The 26,651-nt window shown below is 66.3% G+C and carries 21 protein-coding genes; 16 read left to right on the top strand and 5 right to left on the bottom strand.

What is annotated here, in order from left to right; all coding sequences use genetic code 11:
• Positions 1-133: 133 nt before the first annotated feature.
• A complete protein-coding gene (gene tpiA, locus IR187_RS15705) occupies positions 134-883 on the bottom strand; it encodes a triose-phosphate isomerase (protein ID WP_194955519.1) in 750 nt (249 codons plus the stop codon).
• A gap of 180 nt (positions 884-1,063) precedes the next feature.
• Between tpiA and IR187_RS15700 the strand changes: the two genes are divergently transcribed.
• The 9 genes from IR187_RS15700 (at position 1,064) to lexA (ending at position 11,020) form a co-directional block, all read left to right on the top strand.
• The gene (locus tag IR187_RS15700; protein ID WP_194955518.1) at positions 1,064-3,010 is read left to right on the top strand and encodes a peptidylprolyl isomerase; all 1,947 of its coding nucleotides are present in this window, start codon (positions 1,064-1,066) and stop codon (positions 3,008-3,010) included.
• Between the two features lie 7 nt (positions 3,011-3,017).
• Positions 3,018-4,535: an anthranilate synthase component I family protein gene (locus IR187_RS15695; RefSeq protein WP_194955517.1), complete on the top strand. Its 1,518-nt coding sequence runs from the start codon at positions 3,018-3,020 to the stop codon at positions 4,533-4,535.
• 145 nt (positions 4,536-4,680) lie between these two features.
• Positions 4,681-5,742: an alpha/beta fold hydrolase gene (locus IR187_RS15690; protein ID WP_194955516.1), complete on the top strand. Its 1,062-nt coding sequence runs from the start codon at positions 4,681-4,683 to the stop codon at positions 5,740-5,742.
• A gap of 219 nt (positions 5,743-5,961) precedes the next feature.
• Positions 5,962-6,552 (top strand): anthranilate synthase component II, encoded by a 591-nt coding sequence (locus IR187_RS15685; RefSeq protein ID WP_194955515.1) that lies wholly within the window; start codon positions 5,962-5,964, stop codon positions 6,550-6,552.
• Entirely contained in the window at positions 6,549-7,547 is a 999-nt protein-coding gene (trpD, locus tag IR187_RS15680; protein WP_194955514.1) for an anthranilate phosphoribosyltransferase, read from the top strand. Before IR187_RS15685 ends, trpD begins: the two co-directional genes overlap by 4 nt.
• A 115-nt stretch (positions 7,548-7,662) precedes the next feature.
• The gene (gene trpC, locus IR187_RS15675) at positions 7,663-8,448 is read left to right on the top strand and encodes an indole-3-glycerol phosphate synthase TrpC (RefSeq protein WP_194955513.1); all 786 of its coding nucleotides are present in this window, start codon (positions 7,663-7,665) and stop codon (positions 8,446-8,448) included.
• 161 nt (positions 8,449-8,609) lie between these two features.
• Positions 8,610-9,083, top strand: coding sequence for a cyclic pyranopterin monophosphate synthase MoaC (moaC, locus tag IR187_RS15670; RefSeq protein ID WP_194955512.1), 474 nt, complete (start codon positions 8,610-8,612; stop codon positions 9,081-9,083).
• Positions 9,080-10,270, top strand: coding sequence for a molybdopterin molybdotransferase MoeA (locus tag IR187_RS15665; RefSeq protein WP_194955511.1), 1,191 nt, complete (start codon positions 9,080-9,082; stop codon positions 10,268-10,270). Before moaC ends, IR187_RS15665 begins: the two co-directional genes overlap by 4 nt.
• A gap of 66 nt (positions 10,271-10,336) precedes the next feature.
• Complete coding sequence (gene lexA / locus IR187_RS15660; RefSeq protein ID WP_194955510.1) at positions 10,337-11,020, top strand: transcriptional repressor LexA; 684 nt, start codon at positions 10,337-10,339, stop codon at positions 11,018-11,020.
• Here lexA and IR187_RS15655 read toward each other — a convergent pair.
• Positions 10,974-13,121 (bottom strand): ComEC/Rec2 family competence protein, encoded by a 2,148-nt coding sequence (locus IR187_RS15655; RefSeq protein WP_194955509.1) that lies wholly within the window; start codon positions 13,119-13,121, stop codon positions 10,974-10,976. The genes lexA and IR187_RS15655 overlap by 47 nt on opposite strands.
• 71 nt (positions 13,122-13,192) lie before the next feature.
• Between IR187_RS15655 and gltX the strand changes: the two genes are divergently transcribed.
• From gltX to IR187_RS15640, 3 genes are all read left to right on the top strand, one after another.
• Entirely contained in the window at positions 13,193-14,659 is a 1,467-nt protein-coding gene (gene gltX, locus IR187_RS15650) for a glutamate--tRNA ligase (protein WP_194955508.1), read from the top strand.
• A gap of 34 nt (positions 14,660-14,693) precedes the next feature.
• Positions 14,694-15,977: a citrate synthase gene (gene gltA, locus IR187_RS15645; RefSeq protein ID WP_194955507.1), complete on the top strand. Its 1,284-nt coding sequence runs from the start codon at positions 14,694-14,696 to the stop codon at positions 15,975-15,977.
• A gap of 246 nt (positions 15,978-16,223) precedes the next feature.
• A complete protein-coding gene (locus IR187_RS15640; protein WP_194955506.1) occupies positions 16,224-16,685 on the top strand; it encodes a hypothetical protein in 462 nt (153 codons plus the stop codon).
• Positions 16,686-16,746: 61 nt separating this feature from the next.
• On the opposite strand, the gene IR187_RS15635 is transcribed toward IR187_RS15640, so the two are convergent.
• Genes IR187_RS15635 through IR187_RS15625 form a run of 3 tightly spaced genes read right to left on the bottom strand, consistent with a single transcriptional unit; the run spans position 16,747 to position 20,313 of the window.
• Complete coding sequence (locus IR187_RS15635; protein WP_407699091.1) at positions 16,747-18,129, bottom strand: sensor histidine kinase; 1,383 nt, start codon at positions 18,127-18,129, stop codon at positions 16,747-16,749.
• Entirely contained in the window at positions 18,123-19,040 is a 918-nt protein-coding gene (locus IR187_RS15630) for a hypothetical protein (protein ID WP_194955505.1), read from the bottom strand. Before IR187_RS15630 ends, IR187_RS15635 begins: the two co-directional genes overlap by 7 nt.
• A 58-nt stretch (positions 19,041-19,098) precedes the next feature.
• Positions 19,099-20,313 (bottom strand): hypothetical protein, encoded by a 1,215-nt coding sequence (locus IR187_RS15625; protein WP_194955504.1) that lies wholly within the window; start codon positions 20,311-20,313, stop codon positions 19,099-19,101.
• Between the two features lie 107 nt (positions 20,314-20,420).
• On the opposite strand from IR187_RS15625, the gene IR187_RS15620 reads away from it, so the two are divergent.
• The 4 genes from IR187_RS15620 (at position 20,421) to IR187_RS15605 (ending at position 26,455) form a co-directional block, all read left to right on the top strand.
• Positions 20,421-21,128: an SDR family NAD(P)-dependent oxidoreductase gene (locus IR187_RS15620; protein WP_194955503.1), complete on the top strand. Its 708-nt coding sequence runs from the start codon at positions 20,421-20,423 to the stop codon at positions 21,126-21,128.
• Between the two features lie 82 nt (positions 21,129-21,210).
• Positions 21,211-23,946 carry a DNA gyrase subunit A gene (gyrA, locus tag IR187_RS15615; protein WP_194955502.1) on the top strand — a complete coding sequence of 912 codons (2,736 nt, stop codon included), beginning with the start codon at positions 21,211-21,213 and terminating at the stop codon, positions 23,944-23,946.
• Complete coding sequence (locus IR187_RS15610) at positions 23,943-24,251, top strand: DUF952 domain-containing protein (protein ID WP_194955501.1); 309 nt, start codon at positions 23,943-23,945, stop codon at positions 24,249-24,251. Before gyrA ends, IR187_RS15610 begins: the two co-directional genes overlap by 4 nt.
• Positions 24,252-24,379: 128 nt before the next feature.
• A complete protein-coding gene (locus IR187_RS15605; protein WP_194955500.1) occupies positions 24,380-26,455 on the top strand; it encodes an amidohydrolase family protein in 2,076 nt (691 codons plus the stop codon).
• Positions 26,456-26,651 lie beyond the last annotated feature (196 nt).

The following is a 26,651-nucleotide window of genomic DNA, read 5'->3' as shown; positions in this document are numbered from 1 at the left end:
ATCGTTCGCCAGCCGGACCGGATCGAAGCCGCGACCCGTTTGCCAGGTGCGCAGCGCGCCTATGTCTATGCCTCGCGCGATTTCAACGTGCCGGGGTTTCACCATGGCTTCGCCACAGGGAGGATCAGGCTAATCACCCCAATGCCGCAGCAGCCGCCACGATCGGCACAAATTTCGCCGCCGTCAGGCTCGCGCCACCCACCAGCGCCCCGTCGACATCCCCTGCCCCCAGCAATTCGGCGGCATTGTCGCCATTCACCGATCCGCCGTAAAGCAGCCGCATCTGCTGCGCCGCATCGCCGAACCGCTCCGCCAGCGCGCCGCGGATCGCGCCGTGCATCGCCGCGACATCGGCGACCGTCGGCACCAGCCCGGTGCCGATCGCCCAGATCGGTTCGTAAGCGATCGCCAGCCGGTCCGCGGCAAAATCATCGGGAACCGATCCCGCAATCTGCGCCAGCACATAATCGATCGCTCCGCCCGCTTCGCGCACCGTGCGCGGCTCGCCGACGCACAGGATCGCCGTCAGGCCCGCCGCGAGCGCGGCCTCGGCCTTCGCCCGCACATCCGCGTCGCTTTCTCCGCATCCTTCGCGCCGCTCGCTATGCCCGACAATCACCAGACTGGCCCCGGCATCCGCCAACATGTCCGCCGCAACCGATCCGGTAAAGGCGCCCGACGCGGCACTGTGGCAATCCTGTCCGCCGACCGCGGCGCCGGGAACTGCGCCCGCCATCGCCCCGATCAGCGTGAACGGCGGGCATAGCGCAACGTCGACGCCGGGGTGTTCGCCGGCGGCGGCAAAAATCGCCCGCGCCTCGGCCAGCGCCGTCGTCGTCCCGTTCATTTTCCAGTTGCCGACCACATATTTGCGCCGTGCCATCGCCCGTTTACTCCCGTTGTCCTTGCCGATGTCTTTGCCCTAGCGGCGCGCGGGGGCGCTGCGCAAGGCATGTCATGGGTCCGCGAAAACCCCCTTTCGCGCCTTGATGCCGTGCCGCGACGCCTCTAAAGCAGCGCGCGACCGCGCATTCCCGCGCCCCGCCGAAAGATCGCCTGCCCCATGATTACCGCCATCCGCCGCATGTTTTCCTCGACCATCGGCAAGTTCCTTGCGCTCGCCTTTGTGGTGCTGGTCGGCGTGGCCTTTGCGCTCAGCGATGTTACCGGAAATTCGACGTTCGGCGGCATCGGCGGCGCCAATGTGGCCAAGGTCGGCAGCGAGGAAATCGGGCTCGGCGAACTGCGCGACCGCGTCCGCCTTGCCTATAACCAGGCGCGACAGGATCAGCCGACGCTGACGATGGCGGCCTTTGTCGAATCGGGTGGCCTCGACCGCGTGCTCGACCAGCTGATCGAGGGAATGGCGTTCGAACAGCTCGCGACCGACATGGGCCTTGGCGTCAGCAAGCGATTGATCGACGGACGTATCGCCGACATTCCTGCGTTTGCGGGCGTTTCGGGCAGTTTTGACCAGACCCGCTTCCAGAGCTTCCTGCGCGAAAACGGGCTGACCGAGGCGCAGCTGCGCCGCGACCTGCGCCAGCAATTGCTGCTCGAACAGCTTGCCGGGCCGATCGCCTCGATGCCGCGCCTCGCGACCGGAATGGCCCAGCCTTATGCCGCGCTGCTCCTCGAACAGCGGCGCGGACAGGCCGCCTTCATCCCGGCGAGCCCCTTCGCCCCGGCAACCGATCCCGGCGACGCAGCCCTGCAAACCCATCTGTCGCAAAACCGGGGCAAGTTCACCATCCCCGAACGCCGTGTCATCCAATATGCGCTGTTCGATGCGGCAAGCGCGCCCGTTCCGGCGGTGACCGACGCCGAAATCGCCAGGGTCTACAAGGATAATGCCAGCCAGTTCGCCGCCAGCGAAACCCGCCGCTTTGCGCAGGTCATCGCCCCCGACCAGGCGGCCGCCAACGCCCTTGCCGCAAAGGTTCGCGGCGGCACCGCGCTTGCCGCTGCGGCCCAGGCTGCGGGACTGGCGCCTTCGATGTCGGGCGAGCTGACCTTGTCGTCCTATGCCGCAACGACCAGCGACGCAGCCGCCAAAACCGCCTTCGCGGCAAAGCGTGGCGACGTCATCGGACCGTTCCAGACCGGGCTTGGCTGGGTCGTGGCGCGGGTCGAGGATATCACCGCCCGCCCCGCGCGCAGCCTGGCCGATGCCACCCCTGAAATCCGCGCCGAACTCGCCAAAAACAAAGCGAACGAGGCCATCGTCGATTATTACAACACGATTCAGGACGCGGTGAACAGCGGCGCGTCGATCGAGGAAATTGCCGCCGACCGCAAACTGGCGCTCGCCACGACCCCGCCACTGCTCGCCAGCGGCCGGGCGCCCGGCCAGCCGGGATACAGCCTGTCGCCCGAACTCGCACCGTTGGTCAGCCAGGCGTTCCAAGGCGCCGCCGAGGGCGAGGGGCAGCTCGCCACGCTGGTCGAGAATGAAAAATTCGCGATCTACGCCGTCAAAAACATCATCGCCGCCGCACCGCCGCCGTTTGCCCAGATCCGGCCCGATCTGCTCGCCGACTGGCGGCTCGCGCAGGGGCAAAAAATCGCGCGCGACAAGGCGCGCGCCATCGCAAAGGCGGTGGAAGGCGGGCAAAGCCTTGGCGCGGCGGTCGCGGCAGCGGGGCCGAACATCGGCAGCGTCCAGACCATCGGCGGGCGGCGCGGCGAATTGGGCCAGGACGGCCAGCCGGTGCCGCCGGAAGTGGCCCTGTTGTTCTCGATGGCGCAGAACAGCGTCAAGACGCTCGAAATCCCCGGCAATCGCGGCTGGTTGGTCATCGCGCTCGCCGACGTCCAGCGCCCCGATCCCAAGTCGATCGAACCCGCGCGCGTCGCCGCGATCGCGCAGCCGCTCGCGCCCGCTTTCGGCAACGAATTGGTCGAACAGCTCGCGGCCGAGGCCAAACGCCGCATCGGCGTCACGATCAACAAGAAACTGGTCGACCAGCTGCGCCAGGAACTGACCGGCAACGCGCCGGTCGCCGAATAACGCCGCGGTGGCGCTGGAAGGCAAAGCCGCAGCGCTGGAGGCGCTGGCGCAGGGTCGTGGCGCGGTTGTCTGGCAGCGGCTGATCGCCGATGTCGAAACCCCAGTTTCCGCGGCGCTCAAGCTGATCGAGCCCGGGCGCGGCGACTGGGTACTCGAATCGGTCGAAAGCGGCGAGACGCGCGGGCGCTACAGCCTGATCGGGCTCGACCCCGACCTGATGTTCGAAGTGACCGGTGACGCCGCGCGGATCAACCGCGACTGGCGGCACGACCGCGGCGCCTTCAAACCGCTCGCCACCCCGGCATTGCAGGCGCTGCGCGATCTTGTCGCCGAATGCCGCTTTGACGTCCCCGACGGCCTGCCCAAGGCGCTGGCGACGCTCGTCGGCTTCTTCGCTTACGAAACCATCGGCCTTGTCGAGCGCATCCCGCGCGCGCTGGGCGCCGGACTCGGCCTGCCCGACATGGTGTTCGTCCGCCCGACGACGATCCTCGTCTTCGACCGCCTTGCCGACGAATTGTTCCTGATCGCGCCGATCTGGCCCGATGCGAGCGGCGCGCTCGACCGGATGATCGAGACAGCGCAGGACCGGCTCGACACCATCGCCGCGCGTCTGTCGATCGCCAGCGTGTCGGCCGACCGCGCCCTGACCGACGCGCTGCCCGACGCCATCGCGGCCAACCCCGCAACCCCGCCCGCGCAATTCGCCGCGATGGTCGCCAAGGCCAAGGATTACATCGCCGCAGGCGACATTTTTCAGGTCGTGCTGTCGCAGCGTTTCTCGACCCCCTTCGACCTGCCGCCCTTTGATCTCTACCGCGCGCTCCGCCGCATCAACCCCTCACCCTTCCTCTATTTCCTCGACCTGCCGGGCTTCGCGCTGATTGGTTCGTCGCCCGAAATCCTGGTGCGCGTCCGCGACGGCGAGATCACGATCCGCCCGATCGCGGGCACCCGCCCGCGCGGGCGCACCAGTGCCGAGGATGCCGAAAACCGCGAAAGCCTGCTCGTCGATCCCAAGGAACGCGCCGAACATCTGATGCTGCTCGATCTCGGCCGCAACGATGTCGGCCGCGCCGCCATTGGAGGTTCGGTCACCGTCACCGACAGCTACACGGTCGAATTCTACAGCCACGTCATGCACATCGTCTCGAACGTGATCGGCCGCATCGCGCCGGGCAAGGACGCGATCGACGCGCTGTTCGCCGGCTTCCCGGCGGGCACCGTCAGCGGCGCCCCCAAGGTGCGCGCCTGCCAGATCATCGCCGAGCTGGAGGCCGACGCGCGCGGGCCTTATGCGGGCGGCGTCGGCTATTTCGGCCCCGACGGCAATATGGACAGCTGCATCGTGCTGCGCACCGCGATTGTCCAGGACGGCGTCATGCACGTCCAGGCGGGCGCCGGCATCGTCGCCGACAGCGACCCCGCCTATGAACAGCGCGAGTGCGAGGCCAAGGCGGGCGCGCTGTTCGCCGCCGCGCGCGAAGCGGTGCGACTGGCGGGCACGCCGGGATATGGGCAATAGCCGAGGCGCGATCCGCCAACACGTCGTCATTGCGAGCGCAGCGAAGCAATCCAGAGCGGTGTACGCAGGCTCCGGATTGCTTCGCTGCGCTCGCAATGACGGATTGGATATTGGAAAGCCCGGCCCTGCCCGCTAGCGTCGCGCCATGCGCAAACTGATCGCCCCGCTCGCCCTGCTGCTCGCCAGCGTTCCCGCCCACGCCCAAACCCCCGCGGGCTCGGTCGAAGGCGACGCGATCCTTCAGGATTTCGCCTTCACCAGCGGAGAAAAACTGCCCGAATTGAGGATGCACTACACCACGCTCGGTACGCCGCAGCGCGACGCAAAGGGCGAAATCACCAACGCGGTGATGATCCTTCACGGCACTGGCGGCACCGGCAAGCAATTCTTTCAGCCGCAGTTTGCCAATGAATTGTTCGGCCCCGGTCAACCGCTCGACACCGCGAAATATTACATCATCCTGCCCGACAATCTTGGCCACGGCGCCTCGTCGAAACCCAGCGACGGGCTGCGCATGAAATTCCCGCGCTACGACTATGACGACATGGTCAGCGCGCAATACCGGATGCTCACCGAAAAGCTCGGCGTCAAGAAACTCAAGCTGATCCTCGGCACCTCGATGGGCTGCATGCACGCCTTTGTCTGGGCCCAGACGTACCCCGATTTCGCCGAAAAGCTTGCCCCTTTCGCGTGTCTGCCGGTCGAGATCGCGGGTCAGAACCGCATGTGGCGCACGCTGTCAATCGACGCGATCAAGGCCGATCCGCTGTGGCAGGACGGCAATTACACCAGCCCGCCCGCCGCGGGCCTGCGCACCGCCGCTTCGCTCAGCCTGATCGCGGGCGCCAATCCCTATGCGCTCCAAGTCCAATATCCGACACGCGAAGCCGCGGAGAAGTACAAGGACGAAGCGTTCGCCCGCACCTATGGCCGCAACGACGCCAACGACATCATCTACCAGCTCGACGCCTCGCGCACCTACAACCCGTGGCCACACCTCGAAAAAATCGATGTGCCGGTGCTCTGGATCAACAGCGCCGACGATTTCATCAACCCGCCCGCTTACGGCATCACCGAACAGGCAGCAGCGCGGATGCCGACGACGCGCTTCATCCTGATCCCCGCCAGCCCCGAAACCAAGGGCCACAGCACCCACACATGGGCGAAATTCTGGAAAGACGATCTGGCCAAGCTGATGGCGAAATAATCAATCCTCCCTGTGGCGAAGCCATGGGGAGGTGGCAGCGCGAAGCGCTGACGGAGGGGCCAAACGCACCGCCGCCGCCCCTCCACCATCGCCTGCGGCGACGGTCCCCCTCCCCATCGCTTTGCGACGGGCAGGATCGCAACCCGCAAATCCCGCCTCGTCCGCGCAAAAGGACTTATTGCTTCACTCGCGCCCCTTCACCCATTACGGCGCACCCCCATGATCCTCGTCATCGACAATTACGACAGCTTCACTTTCAACCTCGTTCATTATCTGATCGAGCTCGGCGCCGACGTGCGCGTCGAACGCAACGACGCGCTGACCGCGTCGCAAGCCCTCGCAACCGGCGCCGAGGCGATCCTGATCTCGCCCGGCCCGTGCACCCCCAATGAAGCCGGGATCAGCCTCGACCTCGTCGCCGCCTGCGCCGACGCGCGCCGCCCGCTGCTCGGCGTCTGCCTCGGCCATCAGGCGATCGGCCAGCATTTCGGCGGCACCGTCCAGCGCGGCCATCTGATGCACGGCAAGACCTCGCCCGTCTGCCACGACGGCAGCGGGCTCTACGCTGGCCTGCCCTCGCCGTTTCAAGCGACGCGCTACCACAGCCTCGAAGTCGTCGACATTCCCGCCAGCCTCATCATCAACGCCACCAGCGACGACGGCGCCGTCATGGGCTTCCGCCACGTCGATCTGCCGATCCACGGCGTCCAGTTCCACCCCGAAAGCATCGCCACCGAACATGGCCACGCCATGCTCGCCAACTTCATGGCGGTCGCCGGACTGCCCGTAGCAGCGCGGCAAGCCGCATGAGCCGCTTCGGCCCGCTGCCCGATCCCGCGCATCTGCTGGATCATGACGAGGCTGCGCAGGCCTTCGCCGACATTCTCGACGCGCGCACCAGCGAGGACGAGATCGCCGAATTCCTCACCGCCCTGTCCGACCGCGGCGAGACGATGGTCGAAATCGCCGCCGCGGCGCAGGCGCTGCGCGACCGGCTGCTCCCTATCAATGCGCCCGCGGGCGCGATCGACGTCTGCGGCACCGGCGGCGACGGCCATCACACGCTCAACGTCTCGACCGCCGTCGCGATTGTTGTCGCGGCCTGCGAAGTCCCCGTCGCAAAACACGGAAATCGCGCCGCTTCATCGAAATCGGGCGCCGCCGACACGCTCGAAGTCCTCGGCCTCGACATGGAGCGCGCCGGACGTCTCGCCGAAGCCACCCTCGCCGATCTCGGCATCTGCTTCCTGTTCGCCGCCAACCATCATCCGGCGATGAAGCGTATTCAGCCGATCCGCCAAAAGCTCGCCCGCCGCACCATCTTCAACCTGATGGGACCGCTCGCCAACCCCGCGCATGTCACGCGCCAGCTGATCGGCATCGCGCGCCCCGCCTATGTCCCCGTCTATGCCGAGGCGCTGCACCGGCTCGGCACCGACCATTCGCGCGTCGTGTCGGGCGACGAAGGCATCGACGAACTGTCGCTCGCCGGCGGCAACGAGGTTGCGGTGGTCAATGCCGAGGGCGTGTTCATGCAGCGCAGCTATGCCAGCGACGCGGGCCTCCCCACGTACCCGATCGAGGCCATCCGCGGCGGTGACGCCACCGACAACGCCAAAGCGCTGCGCGAGCTACTGCAAGGCGCCCCGGGCGCCTATCGCGACGCGGTGCTGTACAATGCCGCCGAGGCGCTCGTCATCGCTGGCGCCGCCGCAACGCTGACCGACGGCGTCGAGGAAGCCGCCGAAGCGATCGACAAGGGGCTCGCCAACGCGCTGCTCAACTGCTGGATCGCCTATAAATGATATTCCCACGTCGTCATTGCGAGGAGCCGAAGGCGACGCGGCAATCCAGAGCGGCACAGGCCCACTCTGGATTGCTTCGCTGCGCTCGCAATGACGAAAATATGGGAAGTCTCAAATGAACAAACTCACCCAAATCCTCGCTACCAAAGCCGAAGAAGTCGCCGCGCGCCGCGCGCTGCGCTCGCTCTCCGACCTCGACGCCATCGACGCAGGCCCGGTGCGCGGCTTCCACGCCGCGTTGCAGGCAAAAATCGACGCAGGCGGCTTCGCCCTCATCGCCGAAGTTAAGAAAGCCTCGCCCTCCAAGGGACTGATCCGGAACGACTTCAACCCCGCCGACCACGCCCGCGCCTATGCCGCGGGCGGCGCCGCCTGCCTCTCGGTCCTCACCGACGCCCCCTGGTTTCAGGGGCATGAAGATTATCTCGTCGCCGCCCGCACCGCCTGCGCCCTGCCCGCGCTGCGCAAGGATTTCATGATCGACCCCTGGCAGGTCGCCGAAGCCCGCGCGATCGGCGCCGACGCAATACTGATCATCGTCGCCGCGCTGGACGACAGCGCGATGCAAGAGATCGAGGCCGCCGCGATCGAGCGCGGCATGGACGTGCTCGTCGAGGTCCATGACGAAGCCGAACTCGACCGCGCGCTCAGCAAGCTCAAATCGCGCCTGATTGGCGTCAACAACCGCGACCTCCGCACCTTCGAAACCGACCTCGCCGTCACCGAACGCCTCGCCAAACTGGTTCCCGCGGGCACGCTGCTCGTCGGCGAAAGCGGCATCGCCACCCACGCCGACTGCCAGCGCTTGGCCGCCAGCGGCGTCAAAACCTTCCTCGTCGGCGAAAGCCTGATGCGCCAGCCTGACGTCACGGCGGCAACGAAAGCGCTTCTCGAAGGCTGAGCGTCCGCTTTGGGGTGGGAAGCGGACATGGATGCCATGCGTGCGACTTCTATATTTCGAGCTCGTACGCGGAAAATTTGCCGTCGGTTTAGCGCCAATCCCCCGCCCCCCACTTCCCTTCTCCCCTTGCCTTTCCCCCCTCACCTTGCTTCGCTCGCGCCATGACACTCAAACCGACTCATCTCGACGACACCGGCGCCGCGCATATGGTCGATGTCGGCGCCAAGCCCGCGACCCAGCGCCGCGCCGTCGCCAGCGGCCGCATCACCATGTCCGCGGATGCGCTAGCAGCTATCCGCAGCGGCAACGCGCCGAAGGGCGACGTCCTCTCGACCGCGCGGATCGCCGGGATCATGGCGGCCAAGCGCACCCCCGACCTCATCCCGCTCTGTCATCCGCTCGCGCTCACCAAGGTCGGCATCAACTTTGCGTGGGAAGCCAATGGCATCGCCGTCACTGCTACCGCCGCGACCAATGGCACGACCGGGGTCGAAATGGAGGCGCTCACCGCCGCCTCGGTCGCGCTGCTCACCCTTTACGACATGGCGAAGGCGCTCGACCGCGCGATGGTGATCGGCGACATCCGCCTGCTCGAAAAGAGCGGTGGCCGCTCCGGCGACTGGCGCGCCGGATGAGCGGCCTGCTGCCGGTCGAGGAAGCGCAGGCGCGTTTGCTGGCGCTCCGCGCGCCGCTTCTGCCCGAGAAAATATCCTTTTCCGAATGTGTTGGCCGCTATACCTCGGATGATATCCTCGCGCTGCGCGACCAACCCGCCGCGGCCCTGTCGGCGATGGACGGTTATGCGATTCGTTTTGAAGACCTGCCCGGCCCCTGGACGATCACCGGCGAAAGCGCCGCGGGGGCCGCACCCGACCGCATGGTCGGCGCGGGAGAGGCGATGCGCATCTTCACCGGCGCGATTCTTCCCGACGGCGCCGATGCCATCGTGGTTCAGGAAGATGTCGCCGACGATGGCGCGATGCTGACGCTGACCGGCGAAGGCCCGGGCGCCCGCGGTCGCCATATCCGCGCGCGCGCCGACGATTTTGCCGAGGGCGAATGCCTGCTCCCCGCCGGAACGCGCCTCACCCCCGGCGCGATTGCCGCCGCCGCGATGAGCGGTGCAGGCCAGCTCGCGGTCGGCCGCCGCCCCCGCGTTGCGATCCTGACCACCGGCGACGAGCTCGTACCGGCCGGACGCGCCCTTGCCCCCGGCCAAATCCCCGACAGCAACAGCCCGATGCTCGCCGCGATGCTCGCCGGCGAACCTGCTATCGTCAGCCTGCCGCATCACGTCCGCGACGACCGCGCTATACTAGCCAAGCTTTTGAAAGAGTTGGCGCGACGTCACGACGCCATCGTCACCGTCGGCGGCGCATCGGTCGGCGATCACGACCATGTCCGCGGCGCGCTGCAAGACGCGGGCGGACAGATCGATTTCTGGAAGATCGCGATGCGCCCCGGCAAGCCGCTGATGGCCGGGACCATCGGCGACGCGGTGCTGCTCGGCCTGCCCGGCAACCCGTCGTCGGCGTTCGTCACCGCAACGCTGTTCCTGCTCCCCCTCGTCCGCCATCTCGCGGGCGCGCGCGATCCGCTCCCTACGGTTCACCGGGCACCGCTCGAAATCGCCTTGGACGGTGGCGACGGGCGCCGCGATTATCTGCGCGCGCGGCTCAAAAACGGGCGCCTGACCCCGCTGATCGGGCAGGACAGCGGCAGGACCATGCCGCTCGCCGCCGCGAACGCGCTGCTGATCCGCGACATCGGCGCACCCCCCTGCGATGCAGGCGCGACGGCGGACTATATCGTCATCGCTTGACAAGTCCCGCTCTGTTCCACTATCGTTCTCATTATGTCCGGTATCAGCCCTGACGGAGAATGATCGATGTTGACCGCCAAGCAGCATGAACTGCTTCATTTCATTCAGCAAAAGCTCGACGCGGGCGGCATTTCGCCCTCGTTCGAGGAAATGAAGGAAGCACTCGGACTCAAGTCGAAATCGGGCATCCATCGCCTCATAAGTGCCTTGGAAGAAAGGGGTTTTCTCCGCCGCCTGCCCAACCGCGCTCGCGCTTTGGAAGTCATCAAACTGCCGGAAGGCAGCAAGCCCGCGGTGCGCAACGATAGCGACAATGTCGTCGCGCTGCGCAAGCCCGCGCCCGCAATGCGGCCGATCGCCGCGAACGACATCGTCGAAGTACCGCTGCACGGCAAGATCGCCGCGGGCGTCCCGATCGAGGCGTTCGAGGATTACAACAATCTCGCCGTCCCCGCCGCGCTGCTCGGCGCGGGCGAACATTATGCGCTCGAGGTATCGGGCGACTCAATGGTCGAGGCGGGGATCTTCGACGGCGATTACGCGCTGATCCAGAAAGCCAGCACCGCGCGCGAGGGCGACATCGTCGTCGCGCTGGTCGACGGACAGGACGCGACGCTCAAATATTTCCGCCGCGAAGGGCCGATGATCCGCCTCGACCCCGCGAACAGCGCCTATGAGCCGCAACGCTACCCTGCCGACCGGGTCATTGTGCAGGGACGGCTGTCGGGATTGCTTCGTCGTTACCACTAAGCTGTTGCGGGCGGCGCCACGGATGTTCGTCGCCGCTGCGTAGCGCGGTGACCGCCCGCGGCGGTTCGTCCAGATAGAGCGCAAGGCCGCCCGTCGCGGCCAGGCTGTCGCGGTCGATCGTCATCCACCGTGCCACGCATTCACGCGGCAACCAACGGTCGGCGATGACGACATCGGCCGCGGCACAGGCAGCCGCCATATCGGCGCCCGCAACCCGGTCGCGCCCGTACGCGGCGAGCATGACGCGGTCGCGCTGTGTCCAGCGACAGAAATCGACGTTGCATTCGACATGGTCGAGATCGGCAAGCGCGGCGAGCGGGGCATCGATTCCCGCCGCCTCCGCCATCGTCTGGCGGACATAATCGCCGGCCCGGGCGCGCAGCATCGCATAGCCGCCGTCGCCGGTAGCGGCAGCCACATGGCGCCCGTCGCCCGTGACCAGCACATCGGGTGACGGCTGCCACGCGAGTATCGCCATGCCCGCCAACGCCGGCCCCAGCCCGGCCCAGCGCATCCGGCCACTCCAGAGCAAAATCCACAAACCGCCGACGACCGTTACGCCGAAAGCCCATGGCGGAAACACGGGCAAGGTCGCCACCGCGCCCGGCGTATCGGCGACCCGGTGCGCCAGTGCGATCAACAGGTCCAGCGCGTTCCCTGTCACCCACCAGAAAGGCGCGCCGAGCCCGACGCTGTCCAACAGCAACGCCGCCGCCTCGGCGGGCATGATGACAAAAGTGGTGAGCGGGATCGCCACGACATTGGCCAGCGCGCCATAGAGACCCGCCTTGTGAAAATGAAACAGCGCGATCGGGGCCAGCGTGATTTCGATCACCAGACCGGTCAGAAACAGGGCAACGACGCCGCGAACGAAGCGCCGGGCCCTGGCCTCCTCGCGCCGCACCAGAAACGCCCGCATCCGCGAATTTTCGTGCAGTGCCACGATCGCCGCAACCGCTGCAAAACTCATCTGGAAGCTCGGTCCGGCCAGCGATTCGGGTCGCCACAGCATGACGATCATCGCGCCCGCCGCGACCAGACGCAGCGTTACCGCTTCGCGGCCCAACTGGAGCGCGACCAGGATCAGCAACGCGGCGATGCACGACCGCACCGTCGGCACCGCCGCCCCGGTCAGCCAGGTATAGCCGACGCCGGCCAAGGCGGCGCCTGCCGCGGCCAACACCATCACCTGGCCGGTCAGCGCGAGGCGCGGACTGAGTGCCAGAAGCCGGAGCAGAACCAACATCGTGAATCCGACCACCGCGGTGACATGCAGCCCGCTGATCGCCAGCAGATGCGCCAGCCCGCTGCGCCGCATCGCCTCGGCATCGGTGTCGGTGATACCGCCACGGTCGCCGCTCGCAAGGGCGGCCGCAATGCCGCCCGCCGAGCCCGGCAATTGTGCCTGAACATGCGCGCTGAGCCGCGCGCGTAGCGGCTTTTCCTCTGTCCCGGCGCGGGGACTGCGCGCCACGTCACCCAGCACAGTGCCCACGGCGCCGATGCCGTCAAACCACGCCCGCCGCGCGAAATCATAGCCGCCGGGCAGGCTGGCGGTGGGCGGCGGCATCAAACGCGCACGCACCCCGATCCGTTCGCCCGCCACAATGCCCGCGTCCTGCGCGCGGCGCAGCGTCAACCGCAATCGTGGCGGCAGGTCGGACCGCGCGAGCGGCCGCAAGATCAAGCGGACTTGGTCCCGCGCTGGAAGCGGTTCGACCCGCTCGACCTTCGCCGAAAAAGAGGTCACGACCGGCTGCGCCAACACCGGCGCGGCGACCCACAACGCGCGACCCCACACCAGCAAGACACCCAACGCCATGGTCAAACAGCCGATCGCAACCATCCGGCCGAGGCGGCGATGCCAGCCGATCGCCAGCCCGAGCAGCACACCTGCGGCAAGTAGCAACAGCAATCCCGTCCAGTGCATCACCGTCGGCAACGCCAGCCACGACGCAATACCGGCGCCCAGAGCAACGGGAAGCCACAGGGCAATCCGTTCACGTTCGCGCTCGAGCCGCATTTCCGACGCCGCGACCAGCCGCGCCGCGGCGCCGGTCCAGCGCGGGAAAATGGGCGTTTGAAGCTGCCTTGTCGCCATGCTAGGGGCTGCCCCCAATCCCCGCTCCGCCGGTTGTGCCGGCGGCGGCAAAGTGAGTGAAAGAGGCCTTGGTGGCAACCGAAAACCCGACCGAATTGGCAACAGCCCCGACCGAAGCCACCGGCGCCGATGTGGTGACACGCTTCGCCCCGTCGCCGACCGGTTTCCTGCATATCGGCGGCGCGCGCACTGCGCTGTTCAACTGGCTGTTCGCGCGCCATCACGGCGGCAAATTCCTGCTGCGGATCGAGGATACCGACCGCGCGCGATCGACCGACGCGGCGATCGACGCGATCATCGACGGGATGCAGTGGCTCGAGCTCAACTGGGATGGCGAAACGGTGTTCCAGTTTGCGCGCGCCGACCGCCATGCCGCGGTGGCAGCTGAGCTGCTGGCCAAGGGCGAGGCCTATCGCTGTTACCTCAGCCAGGACGAACTCGCCGCGATGCGCGCCGAAGCGCAGGAGAAGCGCCTGCCCTTCCGCGTCCGCAGCCCGTGGCGCGACCGGACCGACGGCGATCCGTTGGTCCCTCACGTCGTCCGCCTGCGCGCGCCACAGGACGGCGCGGTCACGATTTCCGACAAGGTGCAGGGCGACGTCACCGTCCAGAACGCCGAACTCGACGATTTCGTTTTGCTGCGCAGCGACGGTACCCCGACCTATATGCTCAGCGTCGTCGTCGACGATAACGACATGGGCGTCACGCATGTGATCCGCGGCGACGACCACCTCAACAACGCCTTCCGCCAGCTCGCGCTGATCCGCGCGATGGGCTGGCGCGAACCCGCCTATGCCCATGTGCCATTGATCCACGGCGCCGACGGCGCGAAACTGTCAAAGCGCCACGGCGCGCTGGGCGTCGATGCCTATCGCGACGAAATGGGCTATCTGCCCGAGGCGGTGAACAATTACCTCCTCCGCCTCGGCTGGGGGCATGGCGACGACGAAATCATCAGTCGCGCGCAGGCGGTGGAATGGTTCGACCTCGCCCATGTCGGCCGGTCGCCATCGCGTTTCGACTTCAAAAAGCTGGAAAATCTGAACGGCCATTATCTGCGCGAAGCCGACGATGCGTGGCTGGCCGGGCTTGTGGCGCCACGCGTCGAGCGGCTCGTCGGCCGTGCCTTGAGCGATGCAGAAGGCGATGTCCTGACCCGCGCGATGGAATCGCTGAAACCGCGCGCCAAAACGCTCGATGAAATCGCCGACGGTGCAACCTTTCTGTTCCAAGCCGACCCGTTGCCGGTGGACGAAAAGGCCGCCGAGGTGCTAAAGGCAGCGCCCGAAGGCTTGCTGGCCGCCGTAGCAGAGCGGCTGCGCGGGCTGGATAATTGGACGACAGAAGAGCTGGATGCCGCCGTGCGCGCCGAAGCCGAAGCCGCCGAACTGGGGCTCGGCAAATTGGCGGGACCGTTACGCGCGGCACTAACCGGCCGGACCGTTTCCCCGGGGATTTTCGACGTGCTGTTGTTGCTCGGGCGCGATGTCAGCCTGGCCCGACTTGACGCAGCGCAACATTATCCGGCAGGGGCTTGATCACGCTCTCCGCCGACCAAACAGGGAAAAACATATGACCGACACCGCAAAGATTACCCTGGGCGACACCACCGTCGAAAGCCCTGTCCTGTCGGGCACCGTCGGCCCCGATGTCGTCGATATCCGCAAATTCTATGCCCAGACCGGCGCCTTCACCTATGATCCCGGCTTCACTTCGACCGCCAGCTGCGAATCGAAACTGACTTATATCGACGGCGACGAAGGCGTGCTGCTCCACCGGGGATATGCGATCGGCGATCTCGCCGAACATTCGTCGTTCATGGAGGTGTGCTACCTGCTGCTCAACGGCGAGTTGCCGACCGCTGACGAACTGGCGAATTTCGACAACACGATCACCCGCCACACGATGCTGCATGAACAGCTGGCGACCTTTTATCGGGGTTTCCGCCGCGACGCGCATCCGATGGCGATCATGTGCGGCGTCGTCGGCGCGCTGAGCGCCTTTTATCACGACTCGACCGAGATCCATGATCCGCACCAGCGGATGATCGCCAGCCACCGGCTGATTGCGAAAATGCCGACGATCGCGGCGATGGCGTATAAATATTCGGTCGGCCAGCCGTTCGTCTATCCGCGCAACGACCTCAGCTACACGGGCAATTTCCTGCGCATGACATTTGGTGTTCCCGCCGAGGAATATGAGGTTGTTCCCGCTGTCGAGCGCGCGCTCGACCGTATCTTCATCCTCCACGCCGATCATGAGCAGAATGCGTCGACCTCGACTGTCCGCCTCGCGGGTTCGTCGGGCGCCAATCCCTTTGCGTGCATCGCCGCCGGCATCGCCTGTCTGTGGGGTCCGGCGCATGGCGGCGCCAACGAAGCGGCGCTCAACATGCTGCGCGAAATCGGCCGCCCCGAACGCATTCCCGAATATATCGCGCGCGCGAAGGACAAGGACGACCCGTTCCGGCTGATGGGTTTTGGCCACCGCGTCTATAAAAACTACGACCCGCGCGCGACGGTGATGCAGAAAACCGTTCGCGAAGTGTTCGACGCGCTGAAGGTCGACGACCCGGTGTTCGAAGTCGCGTTGCAGCTCGAGGAAATGGCACTCAACGACAGCTATTTCGTCGAGAAGAAGCTGTTCCCGAACGTCGATTTCTATTCGGGCGTCATCCTGTCGGCGATCGGGTTCCCGACGACGATGTTCACCGCGCTGTTCGCCCTCGCGCGCACCGTCGGCTGGGTTGCGCAGTGGAACGAAATGATCTCCGACCCCGCCCAGAAAATCGGCCGTCCGCGCCAGCTCTACACGGGGCCGACGCACCGGCCCTATGTGCCGGTGGGTCAGCGTTAAAAAGAACTTGCGCGCAGAGGCGCAGAGAAGAGGATGGGGGCCGCAATTGCGGCCCCTTTTCGTTGGTGGCTAGGTCAAACCGAATGTCGGCTTTGGGGTGGGTGAGCGGCCATTGCGAAACCTCAAAAGAGGTGCGATGCAAATACAATGCTCCGAGTGTTACTCTCCTTGGCGTTCTTGATTGTTGCTATTTCTGGCTGTTCGAGAGACGGCGATGAGAGCTCGCGCGCCAAAGAGGCATGCGTCGTGGCCAGTGCACATATCGCTAACTTTAAGCGTGATGCAGGCAGACCAATTGCAGTTGTGACAGATGTCCCATCGATAACCCCGAGGGTCGATGAGCTTGATGCGCTGCTGATGGAAAAGCCCCGACTTCGCGAAGATCCGGACCTCCCGTTGATACTTGCTGTGGCAGAAGCACGAGAAATCAGCGTCTTTGATCAATGCCCGTCGCTGAAGAAATGGCTATCGATGAATGGCATTATTCACGATGGACAAGCGATAGAACGGCTTACGCGTAAGGAACCTTGGTCAGTCGCTACATTGGGAATATCCCTGCCTGCGATTTCGAAAGATGGATCAAAGGCTCTGTTCTACGCCAGCGAGTACTGGGGCTCTCTTGGTGGCGGACAGGATTTGCTGATCTACACAAAAAACAAGAGTGGCGCTTGGATATTGCAACGGCGCGATGGCCTAACAATTAGCTAGATAATCGTCCGCAATCGGTCGAAACCAGACATCATGGTCCTCTGCGCGAAATGAAAAAGCACTACCCAACATCCCGCGCCGGCAGGCTCATCGTAAACCTCGCCCCCTGCCCCGGCGCGCTATCCACCGTCAGGTCGCCGTCCATTGCCCGCGCCAGTCGCCGCGCGATGTAGAGCCCCAGCCCCGAACCACCGCTGTCGGTGCGGCCGAGCCGTTCGAATTTCTCGAACACCACCGCCTGCTGGTCGGCATCGATTCCCTGCCCCTGGTCGGCGACGGTCACCATCGCGCGGTCGCCGTCGCGGTCGACGCGGATCCATATCTGCGAATTGTCGGGGGAATAGCGGATCGCGTTGCCCAGCAGGTTGAGCAGCACCTGCAACACCCGGCGGAATTCGCCGGTCGCGGGCGCCTTGTCGTCAGTGCGCGGGGCGTCGATCCGGATACCCTTTTCCTCGGCCTTCATGCCGAGCAGGCCGACCGCACGGCGCGCCAGATCGCCCAGGTCGATTTCGTCGGCCGCCGCCTTGAACCCCGGCCGCTCGATATTCTGCAGATCGGCCAGATCGTCGACCAGCCCCAGCAAATGCCGTCCGGCGTGGGCAATATCGCCCGCATAGCGCGCATAATCCGCGCGGATCGGACCATCGAACTGGCCCGAAATCGTCTCGGCGGTCGCAATGATGCGGCTGAGCGGACCGCGCAGCGCCCCGTCGATGCGCCGACCGAACTGCGGATCCGACAGTGGCAGTGACCCGAATGCCGGGTCGACCAGCACCGCCTCCGGCGCCGGATCGCCCGCCTCGCCGGGGTCGGCCGGGGTTGCGGAACCGCGAAAGCCGGTAAAATTCCCGATCGCATCGAACATGGCATCGCCCGACAACAGCATCGCAACCCGCACCCCAGCCTCACCGGCCTCGACGCGCTGGCGATCGAAACGCGACTGGCGCGCGAGCGCTCGCAACACCGGAAACCGCCCGTCGGGGTCGGGCTGCAACTCGAACAATTCGGACAGTGAACGTCCTTCCCAGTCGGCAGGCAGAGGCGGTGCTCCGGTCGCGGCGCGCAATGCCACCATCCGCAACTGCTGATCGCATTCCCACGTCCATCCATGCGCGGGCATTTCGGGCAGCACCGGCATCTGGGGCGGCACGACGGGTCGCGGTCGCCAGTCGCTGATTTCCAGGCTGGCGCCATCGGCGTCGGGTACAATGCGGACCACCGCATGAATGTCGCTATGGTCATCGGCGGCGTAAAGCGGACGACTGATGTCGCGATGCAATCGCTGCGCCAGTGCCACCAGCCGCGCCAGTTGCGGTAGCGCGAGCGGCTTGCCCAGCCCCCCGCCCGCGCGCTGTTGCAGGCGTGCCAGCGGTGCATCGGCGCTGACCAGCGCCCCCGACCGGTCGATCCGGCCGCGAATGATCCGGTCCGCGATCACCACTGCCCGTCCCGCGATGGCGGTTCCCCGCCAACCTCTGCACCGTCAGCGGCAACCGCGCGCGCGGGCAACATGGCGAGCGATGCTTCAAGCGGCGCCAGTGCCGCCCGGTCGATCCGCAAGGGCGCCAACAGGGACGGCAGCGCCGCCGTTTGCGCCGAGAGCAACGCGAGCGCCATATCGGCATAAGCGCGTCCCCATGCGGCGGCGGCGAGCGCGATCAGGGTCGGCCAGTCATGCCGCGCGATGGCTTCGGCAGCCGCCCGGGGCATGTCCTTGCCCAAAATTTTTGCATAGGCCGCGCCCGCATCGGCCATGCCGCTCTCGCCCTTGTGGTCGTCGGTGGCCGCTCGCACCCTATCGCCCAGCGCTGCCGCGCGCACCGGGTCGCCTCCGATCGTGTCGAGCCGCCATGCCGCTATGTCGCGCAGCAAGTCACGATACAGGTCATGGTCGACATCGGCCACGGCGAGCGCGGGATGCCCCGCCGCGTCGAACCGGCGGCGGTCGGCGATGCGAAGCGCCAGTTGCGCTCTGTCGGTCGCCGATATTGAAAGCGTGGCCGCCGACTCGCCCGGCGCTTCGTCGCCGTCCGCGAGTATCGGCGGCGGCGCGACACGCTGTGCCGATTGCTCGCGCCAGCGATGTTCCTCGGCGCGGGCAAAACAGGCTTTGGCGAGCGCGACACCGCCCGGTATTCCTGCGTTCAGCCATGCGCTCCAAAGGTCACCGGTGTCCATCGCCGGGTCGATCCGGGCCGCGACGTCGGCGACCAAGCGCCGCGCGATGGCCAGCGACAGCGCCCGCTGTTCCTCGGTCAACCGGCCTGCGGTCGGCGCGGCGAAGTGTCCGGCCAGCTCGTGCAGGCGCACGGACAGCGGATCGATGCCGGTCGAGGGGACGGATTCAGTCATGCACGATCGCGCATAGCAGGATGGCGTTAATAGGCGTTAAACCTTGAAGCGCTTTGTTTTAACGGGGTTCCGGGCGCCGCGCCAACCGCAGCCACAGCAGGATCTGGAGCAAGGCGAGCAATGGCAGGATCGCGAACATCAGCGGTGAAAAGCCGAACAGCAGCGCGGGAGCCAGCATGATCCACGCCTGGTCGGCGTCGGGCAGCAGCCAGTGAAAGCGCCGCCGCTCGCCCCCATCCTCGTACAAGGCCCGCGCGAGAAGGATGGTCGCGGCCAGACATGGCGCCAGCGCCGCTTCGGCGAACGGCGGCATGACGTGCTCCGAACCTGCGAGCGATACCAGCCACGGAAAGGTCGCGAGCAAGACCAGCGCAAAATTGCGGATCACTTCGCGCGCCCGGTCCTGCGCGGCACTTTCGGCTCGGAACGACGACAGGAACCGCATCGCGGCGAGGCCGAGCCCGCCCGGTATCGCGACGAGCGCGCCTGCCGCCGCGAGACCGCTGGCCGCGAGCAAGCCCACCGCTGCCCACAGCATGGCGGTGATATAGGGCAGATATTTCGCCGTCTTGGCCGATTTGACGAGCAACGGACCGAACAGCCGCACCACGGGCATCATGATCGCCGACCGGCCCAAGCCCATGCCGCCATATTCGACTTGTTGCAGGCTGGACTGTTCGATCAGCGCCGCGGTCGGCCGGTCCGCGACGATGGCGATCTCGCCCTGTTCGAACAATGCCGGTTCGCAATACAGGCGCCGCGCGCCGGCCTGGACCGCCAGGCGCAGCAAGGTCAGCATCATGTCCCATTCGCCCGGCATCGCGGCGAGTTCGGTGACCATTTCGCTCGATATTGCGGCGAGTCCGCCCCAGCGCCGCGTCGCGTCGATGCGCTCGAACCCCTGGGTCAACGGCGTATCGCCGGTCACCAGAATCGCCGGGGCACCCGGCCGGGCGATCGCCGCATAATGGGTGCCGCCGGCGCGCAGTCCATCGGCGACCAGCATGAGCCGGTCATCGCCCTGCACCAATGCGGTAAGGTCGGCGGCATCGCGCACCGGGGTGACTTTGACGCCGCGGCGGCGGATTCGGTCACAGGTTGCCAGCAGATCGGCGGGCACGGCCGCCACCGCGACCGCGATGTGGGTGACGCCGACATCGGCCAACCGCGCCGCCTGCCGCTCGATCAAGGTCTCGCCCGCCACCGTCACCAGCGCGCGCAGACCGCCGTCCGGCAGGGTTTCGCTGGCGCCGACAAGCGCGATCAGGGCCACCGGCACCCCCCAGGCAGGCTCTTGGTCATTGCGACCAGCTTTAGGGGCGGAGCGGCGATTGGCAAGCACCGCTTGTCGCGGTGCGGCGGCGCTGATACGCCGCCGCGATGTCAGATGCAGGATCGGCGGTCATCATCGGCGCAGCGGGCGGTATCGGCGCCGCGCTGGCCGACGCGATCGCCGCCGACGGCCGTTATCGCGTCGTTCACCGTCTGGCGCGATCGGCATCGCCGCCCTGGCAGATCGACCTGACCGACGAAGCGTCGGTCGCGGCGGCAGCGCAGCATGTTCAAGCGGCGGGCGTTCCGCCGCGACTGCTGGTCATCGCCACCGGCCTGCTGCATCGCGGCGAGCGGCGCCCCGAACGCAGCCCGGCGGATCTTGACCCCGACTGGATGGCCGAAAATTTCGCGATCAACGCGATCGGACCGGCACTCGTCGCAAAGCATTTCCTGCCGCTGATGCCGCGGCGCGGTTGCACCGTCTTTGCCGCATTGTCGGCGCGCGTCGGTAGCATCGGCGACAATCGCAGCGGCGGCTGGCACAGCTATCGCGCGTCGAAGGCAGCGCTCAACCAGCTGATCCGCAGCGTCGCGATCAGCGAGACCCGCCGCAACGATCAGGCGGTCGTCGTCGCGCTGCATCCCGGCACGGTCGACACCCCAATGTCGGCCCCGTTCCAGCGGTCTGTACCGGCCGGAAACCTGGTCACTCCTGCCATCGCCGCGAACAATCTGCTGCGCGTGATCGAGGCGCTGACCCCGGCGCAGACGGGGCGGATTTTCGCGTGGGACGGCGCCGAAATTACCCCCTGAAAATTGACCGAATCGCTGGCAATTCGCCGCGCCTTGGGCTAGGCCAAATCCATCTCCCGATAAGCAGAAAAAAGGCCGGGTCTTGACCGAAGAAAATACGCCTGCGCAGCCGTCCGAGGACGGCGTTTCGCCGATCAATATCGTCGACGAAATGAAGACAAGTTACCTCGATTACGCGATGAGCGTGATCGTCAGCCGCGCGCTGCCCGACGTGCGCGACGGCCTGAAGCCCGTCCACCGCCGTATCCTCTATGCGGCGCAGGAAGGCGGCTTTGTCCCCGGCCGCCCGTACAAGAAATCGGCGAAGATCGTCGGCGACGTCATGGGTAATTATCACCCGCACGGCGACAGCGCGATCTACGACGCGCTCGCGCGCATGACTCAGGACTGGTCGCTGCGCGTGCCGCTGATCGACGGTCAGGGCAATTTCGGCTCGATGGACCCCGACCCGCCGGCGTCGATGCGTTATACCGAAGCGCGCCTTGCCAAGACCGCGATGGTCCTGCTGAACGATCTCGACAAGGATACGGTCGACTTCCAGCCGAACTATGACGCGAGCCGCGAGGAGCCAACCGTGCTCCCGGCGCGCTTCCCCAACCTGCTCGTCAACGGCGCGGGCGGCATCGCGGTCGGCATGGCGACCAACATCCCGCCGCACAATCTTGGCGAAGTCGTCGACGCGACGCTCGCGATGATCGACCGCCAGCTCGAAGGCGGCGAGCCGCTGACGCTCGAAGAGCTGATGGCGATCGTCCCCGGCCCCGATTTCCCGACCGGCGCGATGATGCTGGGCCAGGGCGGCGCCCGCAACGCCTATGCCACCGGTCGCGGATCGATCATGATGCGCGCGACGCACATTATCGAGGAAGGCAGGAACGACCGACAGTCGATTGTTTTGACGTCTATTCCTTTTCAGGTCGGCAAATCCGGCCTGGTCGAGAAGATTGCCGAAGCGGCGCGCGACAAGCGCATCGAGGGCGTCGCCGACATTCGCGACGAATCAAACCGCGAGGGCGTCCGCGTCGTTATCGAGCTGAAGCGCGACGCGACTGCCGAGGTGGTGCTCAACCAGCTGTGGCGACACACCCCCGCGCAGTCGAGCTTCCCCGCAAACATGCTCGCGATCCGCGGCGGCCGTCCCGAAATGATGGGGCTGAAGGACATTCTGTCGGCCTTCATCACCTTCCGCGAAGAGGTCATCACCCGCCGCTGCAAGTTCGAGCTCGCGAAAGCGCGCGACCGCGCGCACATCTTGCTCGGCCTTGTCGTCGCGGTGAGCAACCTCGACGAAGTCGTCCGCATCATCCGCGGCTCGAACTCGCCCGCCGCCGCCCGCGAAGCGCTGCTCGCGCGCGAATGGCCGATCGGCGAGATCGCGCCCTACATCCGCCTCGTCGAAGCAATCGAAGGCGAGATGGAGGAAGCCGCGACCTATCGCCTGTCCGAAGTGCAGGTGAAGGCAATCCTCGACCTTCGCCTCCATCGCCTGACCGCGCTCGGCCGCGACGAAATCGGCAAGGAACTCGGGGAGTTGGCGACTGAAATTGAGGAACTGCTTTCGATCCTCGCCGACCGCGTAAAACTCTATGGGGTGATGCGCGAGGAACTGGTCGCGGTGCGCGACGAATTTGCGACGCCGCGCAAGACGCTCGTCGCCCCCGCCGCCGACGGCATCGACGACGAGGATCTGATCGAGCGCGAGGAGATGGTGGTCACCGTCACCCTCGACGGTTATATCAAGCGCACTCCACTCGACACCTTCCGCGCGCAGCGCCGCGGCGGCAAGGGTCGCGCGGGCATGGCGACCAAGGACGAAGATGTCGTCACCGAATTGTTCGTCACCTCGACGCACACGCCCGTTCTCTTCTTCTCGACCGCGGGCAAGGTTTACCGCATGAAAGTATGGCGACTGCCCGAAGGCGGACCGGCCACCCGCGGGCGCCCGATGGTCAACCTGCTGCCGCTGGCGACGGGCGAGACGATTTCGACCGTGCTCCCGCTGCCCGAGGACGAGGCCGAATGGGGCAAGCTGCACGTGATGTTTGCAACCGCCAAGGGCAGCGTGCGTCGTAACAGCATGGATGCCTTCACCAACATCCCCTCGAACGGCAAGATCGCCATGAAGTTCGAGGGCGAGGACGAGGACGACCGGCTGATCGGCGTCGCGTTGCTCGACGAAAGCGACGATGTGCTGCTCGCAACGCGGCAGGGCAAGGCGATCCGCTTTGCCGGCGACGATGTTCGCGAATTCCAGAGCCGCAATTCGACCGGCGTGCGTGGGATGCGTCTTGCCGACGGCGACGCGGTCATCTCGCTGTCGATCCTCCACCGCGTCGGCACCACCGGCGACGAACGCGAAGCCTATCTCCGCGCCGCGCCGTGGAAGGATAACGAGAATGAGCCGACATTGCCCGCCGAGCGAATGGCCGAGCTTGCGGCGCGCGAACAGTTCATCCTGACCGTCTGCGCCAACGGCTATGGCAAGCTGTCGTCGGCCTATGAATATCGCCGCACCGGGCGCGGCGGCCAGGGGATCACCAACATCGACAATATCGCCCGTAACGGACCGGTTGTCGCGAGCTTCCCGGCGACGAAGGTGCACCAGTTGATGCTCGTCACCGATCAGGCCAAGCTGATCCGCATGGGGCTCGATTCGATGCGCGTCATCGGCCGCGGCAGCGCGGGTGTCCGACTGTTCGACGTTGCCGAAGGGGAGCATGTCGTCTCGGCGGCGCTGATCGACGAAGGCGACGACGAAACCGCCGAGGATGTCGCGACCGACGCCGCGGCAGCTGCGACGGAACCACCCCCGGCATGACCGCGGCCACCGCCTTCAAAGTGCTGACGGTCCAGCAATGGACCGACTTCGAACGCGAGCGCGTTTTTCGCGGCGCGCCGGTGGATATCGCCGACGGTTACATCCATCTGTCGACCGCCGGACAGCTGGAAGCGACGATCGCCAAATATTTCGCCGATTGCGGCGAATTGATGATCGCCGAGGTGGATTTGGGTAGCCTCGGTGACGCGGTGCGCTGGGAACCCGCGCGCGGGGGCGATCTGTTCCCGCATGTCTATGCCGAACTGCCGTTTCACGCGGTCGTCAGTCTGGAAAAGCGCGGCTGAGCCCGCCGGTCGCGCCGAACCCGCGATCGGCGTTCGTCGATTCCTGTTCGGTGCCGGTCGTATCTTGCTACACCGGTCCCCGGGCGCCTACCATTGTGGCGCAAGTACTATAACTGGGGAATTTGACGATGCGCCTGATCCTGACCGCTGCCCTTCTGCTTTCCACCGCAGCCCCTGCCGCACTGGCGCATGAAACCGCTCCTCCGGCGCCGGTCTCCGCCTCGACCCCGGTTCCCAAGGAACAGTTGCTCGTCCCGCCCGCCGATGCCCAGCATTATGTCGTCGTGTCGGAAGCCGGCAAGCACGGCGACCAATGGCAATGGCAATTGCCCGACGGGCGTACGGCCTATCGCTGGTCGCAGGAACTGCGCGGCTGGATCACCGAAATCGATCAAGTCACCAGCTTTGCGTCCGACGGCACGGTGGCGGCAACGACCGTGCGCGGCATCACCATCGCGGGCGACGCCGCCGAGGATTATCGCGTCGCCAATGGTCGCGCGACCTGGAAGACCGCAACCGACGCGGGCGAAGCCGCCGCAGGAGGGTGGTATATTCCGGCGGGCGGCGTCAGTGTGGCCAATGCACCACTGTTCAACGCGCTCGCCGCCGCCGGCGACGCGGGGGTCGATTTCCTGCCGAGTGGCAAGAACCGGATGACCTTTGGCCCGACCCAGACCATTCAGGGGCCGGGCGGGGCCAAAACGGTGCAGCTTGCCTTTATCAGCGGCATCCTTCCCTCGCCTTACCCGGTCTGGCTCGACGAACAGAAACGCTATTTCGCAGACGTCAGCTTCCTGTCGGTGATGCCGGCCGGATATGAGGGTGCACTTCGTCAACTCCGCGATGCGCAGGATGCCGCAACCGCCGAAGTGATCGCCGGGATCGCGGAGCGTTTCCTGGCGCCGGCGGCGCGGGCGCCCGTCCTGTTCGACAACGTCCGGCTGTTCGACGCCGACAAGGGCGAATTTTTGTCCAACCGCGCCGTGCTGGCACGCGACGGCAAGATCGCGGCGATCGGCGCCGCCGACAAGCTGAAGGCTCCGCGCGGCGCTCGCGTGATCGACGGCAGCGGCAAGACGCTGGTGCCGGGCATCTGGGACAGCCACCTGCATATCGGCGACGACTGGAGCGTGCTGTCGAACATGGCGAACGGCATCACCAGTTTCCGCAGTCCGGGCACCACCTTCGATCGCGCGGTCGACGCAACGAAGCGCCGCGCCGCGGGGACGCTGCTCATGGGCGAACCCTTTATTTCGGTCATTATCGACAAAAAGGACCCGCTCGCCGCGCAAGGGGCCGAAGTGGTCAGCAGCGAAGCCGAAACCATTGCCGCGGTGCGCCGGGTCAAGGACGCTGGGCTGTGGGGGATCAAATTCTATACCTCGATGAACCCGGCGTGGATCGCGCCTGCGGCGGCCGAGGCGCACAAACTGGGCCTGCACGTCCACGGCCACGTCCCCGCGACGATGAAGCCCAGCGAAGCCGTCGCGGCAGGCTATGACGAGCTCACCCACCTAAACTTTGTGGTGATGGAATCGATGCCGCGCGACGTCATCGACAAATCGAACACGCGCCAGCGAATGGAAGGTCCGGCTCGCTACTTCAAGGACGTCGACCTCGACGCCCCGCCAATGGCGGGCTTCATCGCCGACCTGGCGAAACGCAAGACGCTGGTCGACCCGACGATCGTCATTTTCGAAGGCATGCTGACGCAGGACGGCGGCAAACCGCATCCGGCCTATGCCCCCTATATGGGCATCGTCTCGCCGGTCATCGAACGCTCGAATTTCACCGCGGGCGGCTATCCGCTCGTCGAGGGACTGACGCGCGACGATTACCGCAAAAGCTATGCCAAGATGGTCGAACTGGTCGGCCGCCTGCACAAGGCAGGCGTCCCGATCGTGGCCGGGACCGATGGCTGGGGCATCGAACTCGTCCGCGAACTCGAAATCTATCAACAGGCCGGCTTCACCCCCGCCGAAGCGCTCCAGAGCGCGACGATCATCCCCGCCCGCGTCGTTGGCGCCGACAAACGCACCGGCTCGATCGCGGTCGGCAAGGAAGCCGACATGGTGCTGGTCGATGGCGACCCCTCGACCGACCTCGGCGCGCTCCGCCGCGTGGTGACGGTGGTCAGCGACGGCTATGTGATGGATGCCGACGAACTGCGGCAGGCGGCGGGGTTCAGCGGGCGGCCGAAGTAGCAGCCCTGCCCCCTGGAGCCAGCCCGCCAATCCAAATAAGTTGATGGCCACTTTAGGGTGGGGAGCTGCCATAAGATCCTCCCCATCGACTTGCGATGGGGAGGTGGCAGCCCGCAGGGCTGACGGAGGGGTCGAGCGCGCAGCGCTCGCTGACGCTCGCGGCCCCTCCACCACCGCTTCGCGGCGGTCCCCCTCC

The sequence above is a fragment of the Sphingopyxis solisilvae genome (assembly GCF_015475875.1).
GTDB classification, from domain to species: domain Bacteria; phylum Pseudomonadota; class Alphaproteobacteria; order Sphingomonadales; family Sphingomonadaceae; genus Sphingopyxis; species Sphingopyxis solisilvae.
Note: the sequence above shows the minus strand (reverse complement) of the source record. Positions and strands in the feature narration are given on the sequence as shown.